Below are 15,768 nucleotides of genomic sequence, written 5' to 3' on the forward strand. Positions count from 1 at the left end.
CAGCCTTCGTGCCTCGTCAGCGACTACGTGCGCTCTTGGGTAGGCTTTGCCGCCGCCTGCCACAAAATCTCGGCAATCCCCTGACGCTTGGCAATCAAGCGCGCAGCGACAAACAGCACATCTGACAGTCGATTGATGTAAGCCAATCCCACACCCGCCAACGGTTCCAGTGCATTCAGTTGCTGGCAGCGCCGCTCAGCGCTGCGGGCCAGGCTGCGGCACACGTGGGCTTGGGCGATCAGCGTTGAGCCGCCGGGCAGGATGAAGTTCTCCAGCGGGCCCAACTCTTCGTTCCAGACATCAATTGCCGCTTCGAGCCTTTCGACTTCAGCACTGTCGAGCGCCTGATACACCGGCATCGCCAGTTCTCCGCCCAGATCGAACAGTCGATGCTGGCACGGCTCAAGCACTGTAATCAGTTCATTGAGCCCCGGGCACTCAGGGCTGTGCTCAATGAGCCCGGCCAACAACAGACCAAGCTGACTATTGAGGGTGTCAACTTCGCCGATGGCCTCCACGCGGGGATGATCCTTGGGCACGCGTCGACCATCGCCCAGGCCGGTTTCGCCTTTGTCGCCCGTTCGGGTGTAGATCTTTGATAAGCGAAAACCCATGTTTACAGTTCCATCGTGGTTGATTCGTGAGAGGGCAAAAGGTTGCTGGCCAAGGGCAGGCGCAAGGTAAAGCAGGTGCCTTGGCCGAGTGTTGAATGCACTTCCATCTGCCCTTTGTGGTTGTTGGTGATGATGAAGTACGACACCGAGAGGCCGAGCCCTGTGCCCTGGCCGACTTCTTTGGTGGTGAAAAATGGCTCGAAAATGCGTTTGCGTACGTGTTCCGGCATGCCAACGCCATTGTCTTCAACCTGGATTTCAGCCCAGGGCGGACTGAGCTTGGTGCGCAAAATGATGCGCCCTGGCTCCCTGTTGGCTGAGCGCTGGTTAATCGCCTGGGCCGCATTTTTCAGCAAGTTGAGCAGCACTTGCTCCAGTTCGTTGGGAATGCCGGGGACCGGGCCCAGTTGCGGGTCGAACTGGCGAATGATGGCGTGGCCCTTAAAGTCAAAGCCCAGCGCCAGATCAAAGTCATTGTTGGCAATATCCACCGCCTGTTCGATAAGTGCCGACAAATCGCAGGGGCTCATTTGGCGATTGCTGCGCCGGCTGAAACTGAGCATGTGGGTGACGATTTTTGCGGCGCGGGCGCCGGCTTGTTGTATGCCGTCGAGCAACTGGGGGATTTCGCGGGCCTGTAAATAGTGGCTGATGGCATCCAGCGTGATACCGATCTGTTCTGCTGTCTCGATGTTTTTCGGCAGTTCGTTCGACAAGCGTCGGCGAATATTCTGCACGTTGTGCAGGATGGCGCCCAAGGGGTTGTTGATTTCGTGGGCCATGCCGGCAGCCAGTCCACCCACCGAGAGCATTTTTTCTGACTGCACCATCATGTCTTCCAGTGACAGGCGCTGAGTAATGTCATCGATGCGAATCACCACGCCACGTCCACCGCTGCCCGTCAGGGGGTAAAAGGTCAGGGCGTAGTGGCGGGCGTCTTCGCCCTGGCCCCAGGTCACGCGCTCGATCTTGACCACCTGATGGTTTTCGATGGTGTCTTTGAGCTGTGGCAGAAAGGGCTTGAGGGGCTCGAAGGCGAGGTAGATCGGCTGATTCAGGGCCTCGTCCAGTTTTGTCCCTGATAGAGCGCTGGCTTCCTGGTTCCATTGCGTCACGTAGAGTTGCTCATCCAGGGCGATCAAGGCGGATGGCATGGAGTCGATAATGCTGTTGAGGTAATTCTGAAAGCCGGTCAGTTTTTTCTCGATTTTGCCGCGAACCTGCACTTCCAATTCCAGTTTGCGATTGGTGTGACGGGTTTCTTCGGCCAGCGCCTGGGCTTGATCGTAGGCCGCCTGCGCTTCATCTCTGGCGCGCTTGAGTTCTTGTTCGCGAACTTCGATGCGCGACAGCATGGTGTTGAAGGCTTCGGCCAGGCTGCCGATTTCGTCGTTGTTGCCCGGTGCTGCGCGCAAGGCGTAGTTTTCTTCGCGGGTTACCTGGCGAGACAACTCTTCAAGGCGGTGGATGGGGTGGGTGACCAGTCGCTTGATTTGCCGTGAAACCACTAGCCACAGTAAAACGCTAAACACCAGAATCCCCAGGCTGGCCGTGAAGGTGCCGGTGTAAAACGCCGTGGGCAGTTCGCTGCTGGCCACGAGCAACAAATGCCCGAGAGGTTGATCGCCATGGTGCAAGCGTGTGACTTGATGGCTGCGCAGCTCCGTCAGGCTCCAGGCTTCAATCTGGCGATAATGTTCTGGCAGCGGCAGGTGCTCGCCGTGTTGCAGTTGCGCGATCAGGTTGCCGGAGCTGTCGTAAATGGCAGCGGCCCGTAATGGTGCGTAGCTGCCTATTTCATTGAGCAAGGCTTCGGCTTTTTCTGGGGAGTCGAGTGCCTGAACAATAAGGTCGGGGTTTGAGGTCAGGCGCCCCAGTGTCTGCAAGGCTTGTGGCGCTGTGCTCTCGTGGGAGATCCAGTAGGCGGCGCTGATGAACGTTAAGTTGGCCACCAGCAAAACAGTCGCCAATAACATGAGAAGGGCGGCCAGCAACTTTTGGCCGACCGGAAGGTTTTCTAGGCGCTGGCGCAAGGGCATGGGATGACCGCATAAAGAAGAACGAGCCCGCAGGGTAGCGCGGGCCTCAGTTGCAGGGCAATCCATGCTGCTTCAGGTGGTCGGTGAGTCGTTGATGCAATGCCTGTAAATGCGGTACAGCGAACGACTGCTGTCGAGCCGCTTCGCAAGCGTAGCCGAGCAGGTAGCTGATTTCGGTGCGCCGGCCTTGAGTGACATCTTGATTCATGGAGGAATAGTTGCTGGCCGTGGCGTGGATGACACGATTGACTTCAGCCGTCAAATCGACAGCCGCTTCGGGCTGATCGCACTGTTCTAGCAGGGCACAGAGTTCGGTACACAAGGTGTTGACCTCATCGCTGTGCGCTTGCAAACCGCCATTTCGGCAATTGTGCAGAACAGTCAGCGGATTGATTGCGCAGTTCAGGGCCAGCTTGCGCCACAGGCGGCTGAGGATACTTGCGCTCCACTCGTGGGCAATGCCGCTGCGCTGCAGTTCTTCGAGCCAGTGCGGCGCCTCGCCTACATGGATGTCGCCCAGCCAGGTGTGGCCACGTCCCGCAAACACCACGCGCCAGTCGCCATCACGAAATGCACCCTCGGTGCTGGACGCAAAAATGCAGCGCGCGTGTGGCACGCGTGCCGCGACGGCTTGCTGGCTGCCGAGGCCGTTCTGCAACAGGATCACGTCGGCGTCGGGGCTGAGTCGGTGGGCAATATGCGCGACGGCTTGCTCGGCGTCATAAGCCTTGCAGGTGACCAGCAAGCGCTGAATCGGCTCGTCGGTCTCGGGCAACTGTGCCGTGACGTTTAAACGTTGTGAGTGTTCGCCTTCAACTAGAGTTAGACCTCGTGCGGCTTCATAGGCGTGTAGGCGCATTGGATTTCGCAGTATCAGCGTCACGGGCAAACCCGCTCTCGCCAGCCGTGCGGCCCACAGGGTACCCATGCTTCCAGCGCCGAGAATGTGCCAGCGTGTGGAGGTTTGTCCGCCGTTCGAGTGTGGCATGTGTGCTCGCAAGTGAATGAAGTCGAAGAATCGCTATAATGCCCGCGCATTTTAACTGTCAGGCCAGGCGCGCTCCATCTGTGTTGTGCGCGCCCTTTATCAAGTGGAGAAATTACATGCCGTCGTTCGACGTGGTATCCGAACTGGACAAGCACGAAGTCACCAACGCAGTCGAGAACGCCGTCAAGGAGTTGGATCGCCGTTATGACCTCAAGGGCAAAGGCAGTTTTGAGTTCAAAGAAAAAGACCTCACGGTGAATATGACCGCAGAAGCGGATTTTCAGCTCGAAGCCATGATTGAGATCCTCAAGCTGGCGCTGGTCAAGCGCAAGATCGACGCGCAGTGCCTTGAAATCAAGGATGCCTACGCGTCGGGCAAGTTGATGAAGCAGGAAGTCGTGCTCAAGGAAGGCATTGATAAAGAGCTGGCGAAGAAAATCGTTGCTCACGTCAAGGACGCCAAACTTAAGGTTCAAGCTGCCATTCAGGGTGAGCAGGTTCGCATCACTGGCAAGAAGCGTGATGACCTGCAAGAAGCAATTGCGGCCTTGCGCGCCAAGAGTTTTGATTTGCCGCTGCAGTTCAATAACTTCCGCGACTGATTACCGCCCAGGGAACCTGTGGCGATCATCGACGTCCGATTTTTCTGGGCATTGCGTAAACGATTGAGCTGCTACGCTTGTTTTATCGTTTTTACAGAATAAATGACGTTGTCGTCAGGAGAAATAAATGGACTTGAACGCTGAAGTTGATCACTTGATCAAGGCCTCGCAGGCTTGGATTCCAATGATCATGGAATACGGCAGCCGTGTGCTGCTTGCGCTTGTGACGCTGGCCATCGGCTGGTGGTTGATTAACCGGTTGACGGTGAAGCTGGGCCAATTGCTGGCATTGAGAAAGGCAGACCTGGCGCTGCAAGGTTTTATCAGCAGCCTGGTCAATATCATTCTCAAGGTGCTGCTGGTTGTCAGTGTCGCTTCAATGATCGGGATCCAGACCACTTCATTCGTGGCAGCCATCGGTGCGGCGGGTCTGGCAATCGGTCTGGCGTTGCAGGGCAGCCTTGCCAACTTCGCGGGTGGCGTACTGATTCTGCTTTTCCGCCCGTTCAAGATCGGTGACTGGATCGAAGCGCAAAGCGTGAGCGGGACTGTCGACAGCATTCAGATCTTCCACACAGTGCTTCGTACCAGCGACAACAAAACCGTTATCGTGCCTAACGGCAATCTGTCCAACGGCATCATCACCAACTACAACCGTCAACCGACGCGCAAGGTGGTGTTTGATGTCGGTGTGGATTACGAAGCGGATTTGCAAAAGGTGCGTGAGGTTTTGCTGGCGCTGGCCGATGATCCGCGCGTCTTGAAAGAGCCTGCCCCGGTCGTTGTCGTGACTACGCTGGGCGACAGCGCAATTACCATGTCGCTGCGTGTTTGGGTGAACACTCCAGACTACTGGGATGTCTTGTTCATGTTTAACGAGCATGCCCGTGACCGTTTAAAAGCAGAAGGTGTTGATATTCCTTTTCCGCAACGAGTGATTCGTGTTGTTCAGGAAGTGTCTGCGCAGTAAGTGTTAATTCGATAGCCTGCTATTAAAGAGGCATAAACATACAATTAAAGGGGCTTAGGCCTCTTTAATTGTTTTTGTGCTTTGAGTCGGGTTGGTAGTGATGAATCGTAGCGTTGCGTGAGGCAAGTGATAATTACTTGCATTGGTGTTTGTTAGTTAGCTTGCTATACATAAGGCTTTATTGTGGGCAATAAAAAACCACGCACCTGTAGCAGGTGCGTGGTTCTTACTAAACAACGTGTTTGTAAAGCTGCCCTAAGGCTGCAATTACAAGATGTTCAGTGGGTATTCAACGATGATACGAACGTCGTTGTTATCTGTGTTGCCGCTGGCTACGTTGTAGTTGCCGTTGTTGCGGTACACAGCGCTACGCAGGCGGAAGGACAGGTCTTTGGCCGGGCCTTCTTGCATGACGTATTTGCTCTCGAAGTTGAACTCGTGTTCTTTACCTTCGCCAGTGTCGGTGCTGATGTTGTCACCCGTAACGTAACGAGCCATGAAGCTCAGGCCTGGTACGCCATAGGTTGCCATGTTCAGGTCGTAGCGAGCCTGCCACGAACGCTCGTCTTTGCCGTTAAAGTCGGAGTATTGCACGGAGTTGGCGAGGAAAATGGTGCCGCCGCCGTCTACGCCGTAGTAGTAACCGCTGTCACCGGTGGAGCGCTGGTGAGCCAGGGTGAATTTGTGAGCGCCGATGCTGTAGGCAGCTGCCAAGCTCCAGATTTTGTTGTCAACGTTGCCAGCCAGTTCCTGGCCTTGGCTCGAGGTTCTGTAGCCGTTGAAATCGAAGTTCAGGGCTTGCGAGTCATTGATAGGGAACGTGTAGTTCAGGTTGATGTACTGCTTCTTGAAGTAGTCATCAACGTCCGAAGCTGCCACGCCGCCGACGAAATTGTCGGTGAACTGGTAGGTTGCACCTGCGATGTCAGCAGACGGCAAGTGCAGGCTGTCATGGTACATGCCAGTCTGCGAGCTGTTCGCTGTGAAGCGACCAGCGCTCAGCTCCAGGCCTTTGATTTCGTGGGAGGTGATCAAAGTACCGGTAGCCACTTCAGGCAGCAAACGGCTGTCATCGGTAGAGAAAACCGGGCTGGCAACAAACTGGTTGCCGTACTTCAGAACGGTGTCCGACAAGCGGAACTTAACCGCGCCGCCCGCTTTTGATTGAGTGTCTTCCGGAGAACCGTCGCTCTTGGTAGCGAACAGACCGTTACCTTGACGGCCAGCGCCGCCGTCCAGACGCACAGTACCCATGGCGAATGCATCAACACCAACGCCGATAGTGCCTTGGGTGAAGCCAGAGCTGTAGTTCAAGAGCTCGCTCAGGCCCCAATCTTCACGGTAACCGCTTTTGAAGCCACCACCTGGCTTGGCAATGTTGCCAGCGCCGTTTTTGAAGTCGCGGTTCATATACAGCATGCGGGTTTTGGAAGTCAGCGTGCTGTCTTCAATGAAACCTTTGGAATCGTCCTGGGACGAAGCCATTGCGAACTGAGTAGTACCGGCTGAAACAGCCAGGGCGATCATGCTCCACTTCATCACGCGCATCGTGATTTGCTCCTTTGGTTTTAGGAAGAGTACTGCCGTCCCACCTGAATTATTATCTGGGCGGCTCTTTCTTTTTGTGTCGGCGCAAACTTATATCACGCCGGCAATATTGGCGATACTTGCTCTCATAAGCTTTCAGCTTCTTTACAGCTATGTCGCAAAATGCACTCTACATGTCGCAAAGACGTAGCTGTGTGCGGTATTTCGCATGTTTTCCCTATTGTTTCAATAACTGCCGCCGCAAAAAACGGCTGCACTACGTATTGAAAACGCCCATTTCCTATAGCTCAGCTATTGTTATCTATCGTAAGGCCGCTGCACCCCCGCGACGCCCTTGACGACTCTGTCAGTACGTAATGCAACAAGCATGCTCAAACTGTAGTCGCAGCTAAAATAAAATTTATATGGCCGCTTTTGGGCCGAAACCCCTTGTGCTGCGCGGGTAGAACGGTAGTTGATGTGCGCGGGCTGTCGAGTTTTTTGCTGGGAGGAGCAGCGCTTACGGAAAAAAGACGCACAAAGCGTTACCGGTTCCCACTGGCTGGGGTAGCAGGTGACGTTTCGGTGCACTAAAACCATTCGTCCTGTGCTGTTTTGGTGCGTCGGTGTCCACGGGCAACGGGTTGGGTGTTTAGCAGGTGCAACGCGAATGCAGGTAGCTGCATTCCAGCGAGGGAACTGTGGTTGCTGACGTGATGTGAGCATCAATCAAGGGTATCCTGCGTCCATGCTGCTCAATACCTGATGGTTCTGATCAGGCAGCTGTACTGAGCTGAAAATTTCCGTTTAACAGGAGAGCACCCAGTGTTCGTTTTGGATACACGCCTTCAAGAGGATACCTGGCTAATAGGGGATTTCCCCTTGTGCCGTTTACTGCTTTCCAATGACTCGAATTATCCCTGGTTTGTCCTGGTTCCTAGATGTGAGGGTATCAGCGAGCTGTTTCAGTTGAGTGACGAAGAGCAACAGTTGATGTGGCGTGAAACCACGGAGTTGGCTCAGGTGCTGAAAGCGCTTTTTGGTGCAGACAAAATGAACGTTGCCACGTTGGGTAATGTGGTCAGTCAGTTGCACATGCATGTGATTGTTCGTTATCAGGCTGATGTCGCATGGCCCGGCCCGGTCTGGGGCAAGCACCCTGCCAAGCCTTACAGTCAGGCTGAGGTGCACGTTATTCGGGACAAGCTTAAATCTGTTCTGGGTGCTGGGTTCACTTTTGGGGAGGGCGAGCTGTGACGCTCGAAGCGCGGGTAATGGATCTGGAGAGCCGTTTGGCTTTTCAGGATGACACCATTCAGGCACTGAATGATGTGCTGGTCTCACAGCAGAACGCAGTGGACCGACTGCAATTGCAGATGGCGGCCTTGCTCAAGCGCCAGGATGAAATGGGCGGCCAGTTTGAGTCATTTGAAGAGCAAACTCCACCGCCGCACTACTGAATCTTTTTGGCAGGCCATAAAAAAACCGCGATGCAGTCAGGCTGCTCGCGGTTTTTTTTCAGGCTGAAATTAGCGGCGCGGGAGCGCTGCGATCACATCTTCAGCTTGAAGGCCTTTGTCGCGGTTCATCACCGAGAACTCAACACGTTGCCCTTCCACCAGCACGCGGTGGCCTTCGCCACGGATGGCGCGAAAATGGACAAAAATATCATCGCCGGAATCTCGGGAGATAAAGCCGAACCCCTTGGAGGTGTTAAACCACTTTACGGTGCCTGTATCGCGGTTGGTCATGTCGTAGCTTTGTGAAGCCGACGAAGAAGGTGATGATTTGTAGAAGCTGACAACCAGATGCAGCAATACGGCAATGACAGCAGGCACCAGGCTGATCAGGATCGCTGGTTGGTCGCCGATTGGCAGCAGCAAGCCAAACAGAGTGAGCGTTTGTAGAACAACAGAAAGCACCAGCAGGGCGCTTACCAGGTTTTGCAGTTGATGACGTGGACCTTTATTCCAGAATGGAATGACAGGAGCCAGTGTCAGGTTGAGCAGGCCAAGAAAAGCCAGGTAAAGAGCATCAGCGTGAAGCAGGTAAGGTACAGCGTCAGATTGCAGGCTGGGAATGAAGGACAGCAGCAAAGCAGCTGCGCCCGTTAGTAGGTGAACGATTTTCAACATTTCAATTAACTCACGTTAAGACGGATCGCAAGGAAGAGCTGATTGCGCACGGTTCGCTTCTGAAAAAATGGAGGCGCTGGACACGTGCGAGGTATCAGCCTATGCACCGTCGCCAGAGGCTTGGCGAAGGCGGCACGCTGCCTATTTAACAGCAAAGCATGGGCCTTCTCAAATTAAGTGCTTTGAGGTACCTGTTGCTGTGATTGCCAGAGGCGGTCCAAATAATGCGTGTTTTTTATGAAATCCTTGTCCTAGAGCCTTGTAGGCTGTTTCTCAAGGCTGAGAAGCGTGCAGTTGATGACGCTTGTTATCGTGCTCTGAGTGCAATCTTGACCGTTGGTCGTATTTTATTGTTTGGCGCGCAACGCTGTTCGAATGACTGGGTGTATGGCTGAGTGATGCATGTATTGGTTTATTTTTTTGTTTGCTTGATTCGATTTTTAATTATGTAAATGTGGCGTGGCTTTGCTGTGGTTTTTTAAGGCTGTAAAAACAATGTGTCAATTTTCAGCGTTATATAAAAACTTTAAATGTGTCTTTCTCGTTGAAGGAAGAGGGGGGTGTCGGCGTGCCTTTATGTTGGCGGTGTTATGTCGTATTGGTCTGTGAGATGTTTCTTCGTGGCTTGATCGGTATTTTTTTTGCGCTCGGCGAGGTTTTCATTTTCAGGCGGTCGAGGCGCTGAGAGGCCGTGGCTTCTGGGCTTTGTACCGGGGGGTAAGTGCCCATATTCAGCTCTCGTACCGAGAGCACTCCTACAGCGTTGCGGGTGAAGTCTGCTGGATTAGAAGTTTTACATAATGTTTTATGGGGCGTGTTTTTTGGAAAAAGTATTAATTGATCTTAATGGCTCTGTAATAAGGGATTTTGAATATGGAACGATTGGCCCGGCAGGAAAGTATTGGGGGGCGACTCTTGCAAAGAGCCAGGATTGATCCTGTTGTTCTTGATTTTGGTATGGGGTTGGCGCAACCGTTGTCGAAGTCTGTCAGGTTAAATGGCTTTGCAACGTGTTTGCGGCTGGAAGAGGTGTATTGGGATGTGTTGTCTGATATTTCACAGGGCAATGACTGTTCAATTAATGCATTGCTGTCGTATATCGACAGAGAGATTCACTTGCGTCATGGCGGTGTGAAAAACTTCAGCGGCCTCATCCGGGTTGTCTGTGTGATGCACCTGCTGAAAGCCGAGCCGGCTTCTCGCAGCTTGGCCTCGAAGCAGTTATTGGTAGGGTAAGGCACCGATCGAGTTGTAGTCGGGCGTTCGCAGGCTTGCAATCTTTTGAGATTCAGGGCTCTTTGGGGTGTTATGGCTGCTCATGCGGCTGCAATGGCTCGATTTACCAGATATAATCTCGCGCTTTGCTGTGTGGCCCCTTAAGGGTTGCCGCTAACGGATTGTCGAGACGCGCCAATGCCCATGTACGATTACCAATGCGCTTCCTGTGGTCATCAACTGGAAGCCATTCAAAAGATCAGTGACTCGCCACTGGTTGATTGTCCTGCCTGTCAGGCACCTGAGCTGAAGAAAATGTTGTCCATGCCAGGCTTTCGCCTAAGCGGCACAGGCTGGTATGAAACAGACTTCAAGACAGGCTCGAAAAAGAATCTGGCAGGCGGCGACAAGTCCGACTGAGGTTGAGCGAAAGCAGTCTGAACACAAGCGGGCTCTTGCAGTGTTATCAGCACCGACGGTGCGCAAGACCTCCACCGATTTTCGAATTACGAGAAGTGAAACCACTACCATGATGCGCAGCCATTATTGCGGCCAACTGAACGAAAGCCTGGACGGCCAGGAAATTACCCTTTGCGGATGGGTTCACCGTCGCCGTGACCACGGTGGGGTGATTTTCCTCGATATCCGTGATCGTGATGGTCTGGCCCAGGTTGTGTTCGATCCGGATCGTGCTGAAACCTTTGCTGCTGCCGACCGCGTGCGCAGTGAGTATGTTGTCAAGGTGACCGGTAAGGTACGCCTGCGTCCGGCCGGTGCTGGCAACGCCAACATGGCGTCTGGCATGATCGAAGTGCTGGGTTACGAACTGGAAGTCCTGAACGAAGCAGAGACGCCTCCGTTCCCGCTTAACGAATTCTCTGACGTTGGCGAAGAAACCCGCCTGCGTTATCGCTTTATCGACCTGCGTCGTCCAGAAATGCTTGAGAAGCTGCGTCTGCGTTCGCGCATGACCACCAGCATTCGTCGGTTCCTGGATGAGAACGGCTTCCTGGACGTCGAAACGCCAATCCTGACCCGTGCCACCCCTGAAGGTGCGCGTGACTACCTGGTGCCAAGCCGTACTCACGCGGGCTCTTTCTTTGCCTTGCCGCAATCGCCACAACTCTTCAAACAGTTGTTGATGGTTGCCGGTTTTGACCGTTACTACCAGATCGCCAAGTGCTTCCGTGATGAAGACCTGCGTGCCGACCGTCAGCCTGAGTTCACTCAGATCGACATCGAAACCAGCTTCATGAACGAAACCGAGATCATGGGCATCACCGAAAGCATGATCCGCAACCTGTTCAAGGAAGTGCTGGATCTGGAGTTCGGCGAGTTCCCGCACATGACCTGGGAAGAGGCCATGCGCCGTTACGGCTCCGACAAGCCAGACCTGCGTAACCCGCTGGAACTGGTTGACGTTGCCGACCAGCTTAAAGATGTTGAATTCAAAGTGTTCAGCGGCCCGGCCAATGATCCGAAATGCCGTATTGCCGCCCTGCGTGTGCCGGGTGCTGCGAGCATGCCGCGCAAGCAGATCGACGACTACACCAAGTTCGTCAGCATCTACGGTGCCAAAGGCCTGGCGTACATCAAGGTCAACGAGCGCGCCAAAGGTGTTGAGGGTCTGCAATCGCCGATCGTTAAAAACATCCCGGAAGCGAACCTCAATGTGATCCTGGATCGCGTTGGTGCAGTTGATGGCGACATCGTGTTCTTCGGCGCCGACAAGGCCAAGATCGTTAGCGAAGCGCTGGGTGCATTGCGGATCAAGGTCGGTAACGATCTTGACTTGCTGACGTGCCAGTGGGCACCGATGTGGGTTGTCGACTTCCCGATGTTCGAAGAGAACGACGACGGTAGCTTCAGCGCCTTGCACCACCCGTTCACCGCTCCAAAATGCTCGCCGGAAGAGTTGGAGGCCAATCCGGCAACCGCTCTGTCCCGCGCCTATGACATGGTGCTGAACGGCACTGAGTTGGGTGGTGGTTCGATCCGTATCCACCGCAAAGAAATGCAGCAGGCGGTGTTCCGTCTGTTGGGCATCAGCGAAACTGAGCAAGAAGAGAAGTTCGGCTTCTTGCTCGATGCCCTGAAGTACGGTGCACCGCCGCACGGTGGTCTGGCCTTCGGTCTGGATCGTCTGGTCATGCTGATGACTGGCGCACAGTCTATTCGTGAAGTGATTGCCTTCCCGAAAACCCAGAGTGCTGCGTGTGTGATGACTCAGGCCCCTGGCGTGGTCGACGGCAAAGCGTTGCGCGAACTGCACATTCGTTTGCGCGAACAGCCTAAGGCAGAGTAAGTCTGACCTTCAAAGGCGCATCTTCGGATGCGCCTTTGTCATTGGGTCGAGAATTTTTATTGTGGGTCTGTGGTCAGGTGCCCGGACCGGCAAGGTTTCATCAAGGATTCGGAGTGGGTTATGGCAGGTCATTCTAAGTGGGCGAACATCAAGCACCGCAAAGAGCGTCAGGATGCCAAAAAAGGCAAGATTTTCACCAAGTGGATTCGTGAGCTGACCGTCGCAGCCCGTCAGGGTGGCGGTGATCCGGGTTCGAACCCGCGCTTGCGTCTGGCGCTGGATAAAGCGCTGGGTGCGAACATGAGCCGCGACATCATTGATCGTGCGGTTGCTCGTGGTGCCGGAGCGGCAGATACCGACGATATGGTCGAGCTGAGCTACGAGGGCTACGGTCCGGGTGGCGTTGCTGTCATGGTTGAATGCATGACCGACAATCGTAATCGTACGGCGGCTGCGGTGCGTCACGCGTTCAGCAAATGCGGCGGCAACCTGGGGACTGATGGCTCTGTGGCTTATCTGTTCGAGCGCAAGGGGCAAATCTCCTATGCGGCAGGCGTTGATGAAGATGCCTTGATGGAAGCTGCGATGGAGGCTGATGCCGACGACGTGGTAACCAACAATGATGGCTCTATCGATGTCTTCACCTCGTTCTCGAGCTTTTACGCGGTTCGCAATGCTCTGGAAGCAGCGGGTTTTGCCCCGGCTGATGCAGAAATCGTGATGCTGCCGACCACCAGTGCCGAACTGGGTCTGGAAGAGGCTGAAAAGGTGCTCAAGCTGATCGACATGCTTGAAGACCTCGATGATGTGCAAAACGTCTACTCCAACGCTGAAATCCCTGATGAGGTGCTGGAAAAGCTAGCCTGATACTTGCTGCCTATCCTGGAAGCCGGAGGTGCAACGTTGCGATGATCGCGGCGCTGTGCACCTCCGGCTTCTGCCTTTAAGCTGTCCGGGTATGTGCCGGTGGGCGTCACTTCATAAGCTGCAGGCGTTATGACTCTTATTCTTGGTATTGACCCAGGTTCGCGAATCACCGGTTATGGCGTAGTGCGAGACACTGGGCGTGGCTGTGTGTACGTGGCTTCTGGTTGTATTCGCACAGGTAGCGGTGAACTGCATGAGCGTTTGCAGATCGTCTATCGCGGGGTGCGGGAGGTCATTCAGACCTACGGCCCAGTCACGATGGGCATCGAAAAGGTATTTATGGCCCGCAATGCCGACTCGGCCTTGAAGCTGGGGCAGGCCAGGGGCGCGGCCATTGTGGCGGGAGCTGAAGAAAGCCTGGAGATTGCCGAATATTCTGCGACCCAGGTCAAGCAGGCGGTGGCAGGCACCGGCGGGGCGAATAAAGAGCAGGTGATGATGATGGTCATGCATTTGCTCAAGCTGACGACCAAGCCGCAAATCGATGCTTCCGATGCGCTGGCGATTGCTTTGTGCCATGCGCACACCCGTTCAAGCCTGTTGCCCCATGGCTTGGGGGCGGCGCGCAGCCGGGGTGGGCGTTTGCGCCTTTAACCTGATTAAACATGCTGACACAGTTGTATCTGCAAATGATGCGGCTTTGTCGTTCTACTTGTCAGCCATTGATCTGGCCAGAGAAAGGATCTTAAACGTGATTGGACGCTTGCGCGGGACTCTGGTTGAAAAACAGCCTCCGCACCTGATTCTTGATGTAAATGGCTTGGGTTATGAGCTCGAAGTGCCCATGACCACGCTCTATCGTTTGCCTTCGATTGGCGAACCGCTGACCTTGCACACGCACTTGGTGGTTCGCGAAGATGCTCAGTTGCTCTATGGTTTCAGTAGCAAGCGTGAGCGGGACTTTTTTCGTGAGCTGATCCGCCTTAATGGCGTGGGTCCCAAGCTGGCGCTGGCATTAATGTCCAGTTTGGAAGTTGATGAGCTGGTGCGTTGCGTGCAGGCTCAGGATACTTCTGCCTTGACCAAGGTGCCGGGCGTCGGCAAGAAGACCGCGGAACGTCTGCTGGTCGAGCTCAAGGATCGCTTCAAGGCCTGGGAGCAAGTGCCGAGCATGTTTGCGTTGGTGCCTAACCAGCCAGATGCGCCAGTGCAGGTGGCGAGTGCAGAAAGTGATGCCGTCAGCGCTTTGATTTCCTTGGGCTACAAGCCGCAGGAAGCAAGCAAGGCGGTTTCGGCTATCAAGGATAAAACGTTGAGCAGTGAAGACATGATTCGCCGTGCCCTTAAGGGAATGATTTAAGTGATTGAAGCTGATCGTTTGATAACCGCCTCCAGTGGGCGTGACCGCGAAGAGGTTCAGGATCGTGCTATCCGTCCTCTGAGCCTGGCGGACTATATTGGTCAGCCTACGGTGCGTGAGCAAATGGAGCTGTTTATCCAGGCGGCTCGCGGGCGTGCGGAATCGCTGGATCACACGCTGATTTTCGGCCCGCCCGGCTTGGGCAAGACGACGTTGGCCAACATCATTGCCCAGGAAATGGGCGTGTCGATCAAAAGTACGTCGGGACCTGTGCTAGAGCGGCCGGGTGATCTGGCGGCGTTGTTGACCAACCTCGAACCTCATGACGTGCTGTTTATCGATGAAATTCATCGACTGTCGCCGATTGTGGAGGAGGTGCTGTACCCGGCCATGGAAGACTTTCAGCTCGACATTATGATTGGTGAAGGGCCGGCCGCTCGTTCGATCAAGCTCGATCTGCCGCCGTTCACGCTGGTCGGTGCAACGACTCGTGCCGGGATGCTGACCAACCCATTGCGTGATCGTTTCGGGATTGTTCAGCGTCTGGAGTTTTATAGTACCGATGACCTGGCAACGATTGTCAGTCGCTCGGCCGGTATCTTCGGTTTGCCGCTTGACCCGGAAGGGGCTTATGAAATCGCCCGGCGTGCGCGTGGAACCCCGCGAATCGCCAATCGCCTGCTGCGACGGGTGCGCGATTTTGCCGAAGTGCGGGCCAAGGGCCATATCACCAAGCCGGTGGCGGATCTTGCGCTGAACCTGCTGGATGTTGATGAGCACGGTTTTGATCATCAGGACCGGCGTTTGCTGCTGACCATGATCGAGAAGTTCGATGGCGGGCCGGTGGGTGTCGATAGTCTTGCTGCGGCTATCAGCGAAGAGCGTCACACCATTGAAGATGTACTTGAGCCGTATTTGATTCAGCAGGGGTACATCATGCGTACGCCACGGGGGCGAGTCGTGACCCGACATGCCTATTTACACTTTGGTTTGAATATTCCATCACGCTTGGGCGATATGCCCGTGGTGGACGAATTTCTGAATGCTGTAGACGATTAATAAGCCGTCGTCGGCCGATTTTTTTAAGGTTTTTGCTGTCTCAAGGGCTGGCGCTGAAAATCTTGGGTATTAAAGTCTAAGAAGCGT

Annotated in this window: 16 protein-coding genes; 11 read left to right on the forward strand and 5 right to left on the reverse strand. The window is 54.6% G+C overall.

The window, feature by feature from the left end; all coding sequences use genetic code 11:
* Positions 1-23: 23 nt before the first annotated feature.
* From RHM56_RS06730 to RHM56_RS06740, 3 genes are read right to left on the reverse strand one after another with little or no spacing between them, the layout of a single operon-like run.
* A complete protein-coding gene (locus tag RHM56_RS06730) occupies positions 24-614 on the reverse strand; it encodes a cob(I)yrinic acid a,c-diamide adenosyltransferase (protein ID WP_322239788.1) in 591 nt (196 codons plus the stop codon).
* Positions 615-616: 2 nt separating this feature from the next.
* The gene (locus RHM56_RS06735) at positions 617-2,653 is read right to left on the reverse strand and encodes an ATP-binding protein (protein WP_322239790.1); all 2,037 of its coding nucleotides are present in this window, start codon (positions 2,651-2,653) and stop codon (positions 617-619) included.
* 46 nt (positions 2,654-2,699) lie between these two features.
* Complete coding sequence (locus RHM56_RS06740; protein ID WP_322239792.1) at positions 2,700-3,641, reverse strand: putative 2-dehydropantoate 2-reductase; 942 nt, start codon at positions 3,639-3,641, stop codon at positions 2,700-2,702.
* A gap of 116 nt (positions 3,642-3,757) precedes the next feature.
* Here RHM56_RS06740 and RHM56_RS06745 point away from each other — a divergent pair, with 116 nt between their 5' ends.
* Both RHM56_RS06745 and RHM56_RS06750 read left to right on the forward strand, forming a co-directional pair.
* Positions 3,758-4,243, forward strand: coding sequence for a YajQ family cyclic di-GMP-binding protein (locus tag RHM56_RS06745; protein ID WP_322239794.1), 486 nt, complete (start codon positions 3,758-3,760; stop codon positions 4,241-4,243).
* A 127-nt stretch (positions 4,244-4,370) separates the two neighbouring features.
* Positions 4,371-5,213 (forward strand): mechanosensitive ion channel family protein, encoded by an 843-nt coding sequence (locus tag RHM56_RS06750; RefSeq protein WP_322239796.1) that lies wholly within the window; start codon positions 4,371-4,373, stop codon positions 5,211-5,213.
* A 267-nt stretch (positions 5,214-5,480) separates the two neighbouring features.
* Here the strand turns inward: RHM56_RS06750 and RHM56_RS06755 are convergent, their stop codons facing one another.
* On the reverse strand, positions 5,481-6,761 hold the full coding sequence (locus tag RHM56_RS06755) for an OprD family porin (protein ID WP_322239798.1): 1,281 nt from the start codon (positions 6,759-6,761) through the stop codon (positions 5,481-5,483).
* 804 nt (positions 6,762-7,565) lie between these two features.
* On the opposite strand from RHM56_RS06755, the gene RHM56_RS06760 reads away from it, so the two are divergent.
* Positions 7,566-7,997: an HIT domain-containing protein gene (locus RHM56_RS06760; protein ID WP_322239800.1), complete on the forward strand. Its 432-nt coding sequence runs from the start codon at positions 7,566-7,568 to the stop codon at positions 7,995-7,997.
* A complete protein-coding gene (locus RHM56_RS06765) occupies positions 7,994-8,200 on the forward strand; it encodes a SlyX family protein (protein ID WP_322239802.1) in 207 nt (68 codons plus the stop codon). Before RHM56_RS06760 ends, RHM56_RS06765 begins: the two co-directional genes overlap by 4 nt.
* A gap of 69 nt (positions 8,201-8,269) precedes the next feature.
* Here the strand turns inward: RHM56_RS06765 and RHM56_RS06770 are convergent, their stop codons facing one another.
* Positions 8,270-8,875: a cold-shock protein gene (locus RHM56_RS06770; protein ID WP_322239803.1), complete on the reverse strand. Its 606-nt coding sequence runs from the start codon at positions 8,873-8,875 to the stop codon at positions 8,270-8,272.
* An 873-nt stretch (positions 8,876-9,748) separates the two neighbouring features.
* Between RHM56_RS06770 and RHM56_RS06775 the strand changes: the two genes are divergently transcribed.
* The 7 genes from RHM56_RS06775 to ruvB all read left to right on the forward strand — a co-directional run bounded on the left by RHM56_RS06775 (position 9,749) and on the right by ruvB (position 15,681).
* On the forward strand, positions 9,749-10,111 hold the full coding sequence (locus RHM56_RS06775; RefSeq protein ID WP_322239805.1) for a ribbon-helix-helix domain-containing protein: 363 nt from the start codon (positions 9,749-9,751) through the stop codon (positions 10,109-10,111).
* 177 nt (positions 10,112-10,288) lie between these two features.
* Positions 10,289-10,510 (forward strand): FmdB family zinc ribbon protein, encoded by a 222-nt coding sequence (locus RHM56_RS06780; protein WP_003441220.1) that lies wholly within the window; start codon positions 10,289-10,291, stop codon positions 10,508-10,510.
* A 109-nt stretch (positions 10,511-10,619) separates the two neighbouring features.
* Positions 10,620-12,395, forward strand: coding sequence for an aspartate--tRNA ligase (aspS, locus tag RHM56_RS06785; protein ID WP_322239807.1), 1,776 nt, complete (start codon positions 10,620-10,622; stop codon positions 12,393-12,395).
* Positions 12,396-12,515: 120 nt separating this feature from the next.
* Positions 12,516-13,262 carry a YebC/PmpR family DNA-binding transcriptional regulator gene (locus RHM56_RS06790; protein ID WP_322239810.1) on the forward strand — a complete coding sequence of 249 codons (747 nt, stop codon included), beginning with the start codon at positions 12,516-12,518 and terminating at the stop codon, positions 13,260-13,262.
* A gap of 129 nt (positions 13,263-13,391) precedes the next feature.
* Positions 13,392-13,916, forward strand: a complete 525-nt coding sequence (gene ruvC, locus RHM56_RS06795; RefSeq protein WP_003441230.1) for a crossover junction endodeoxyribonuclease RuvC — start codon at positions 13,392-13,394, stop codon at positions 13,914-13,916.
* 97 nt (positions 13,917-14,013) lie between these two features.
* Entirely contained in the window at positions 14,014-14,622 is a 609-nt protein-coding gene (ruvA, locus tag RHM56_RS06800) for a Holliday junction branch migration protein RuvA (protein WP_322239813.1), read from the forward strand.
* The gene (gene ruvB, locus RHM56_RS06805; protein ID WP_322239815.1) at positions 14,623-15,681 is read left to right on the forward strand and encodes a Holliday junction branch migration DNA helicase RuvB; all 1,059 of its coding nucleotides are present in this window, start codon (positions 14,623-14,625) and stop codon (positions 15,679-15,681) included. It abuts the gene before it with no gap.
* The last annotated feature ends 87 nt before the right edge of the window (positions 15,682-15,768 follow it).

The organism is Pseudomonas sp. CCC3.1, from assembly GCF_034347405.1.
In the GTDB taxonomy this organism is placed as follows: Bacteria; Pseudomonadota; Gammaproteobacteria; order Pseudomonadales; family Pseudomonadaceae; genus Aquipseudomonas.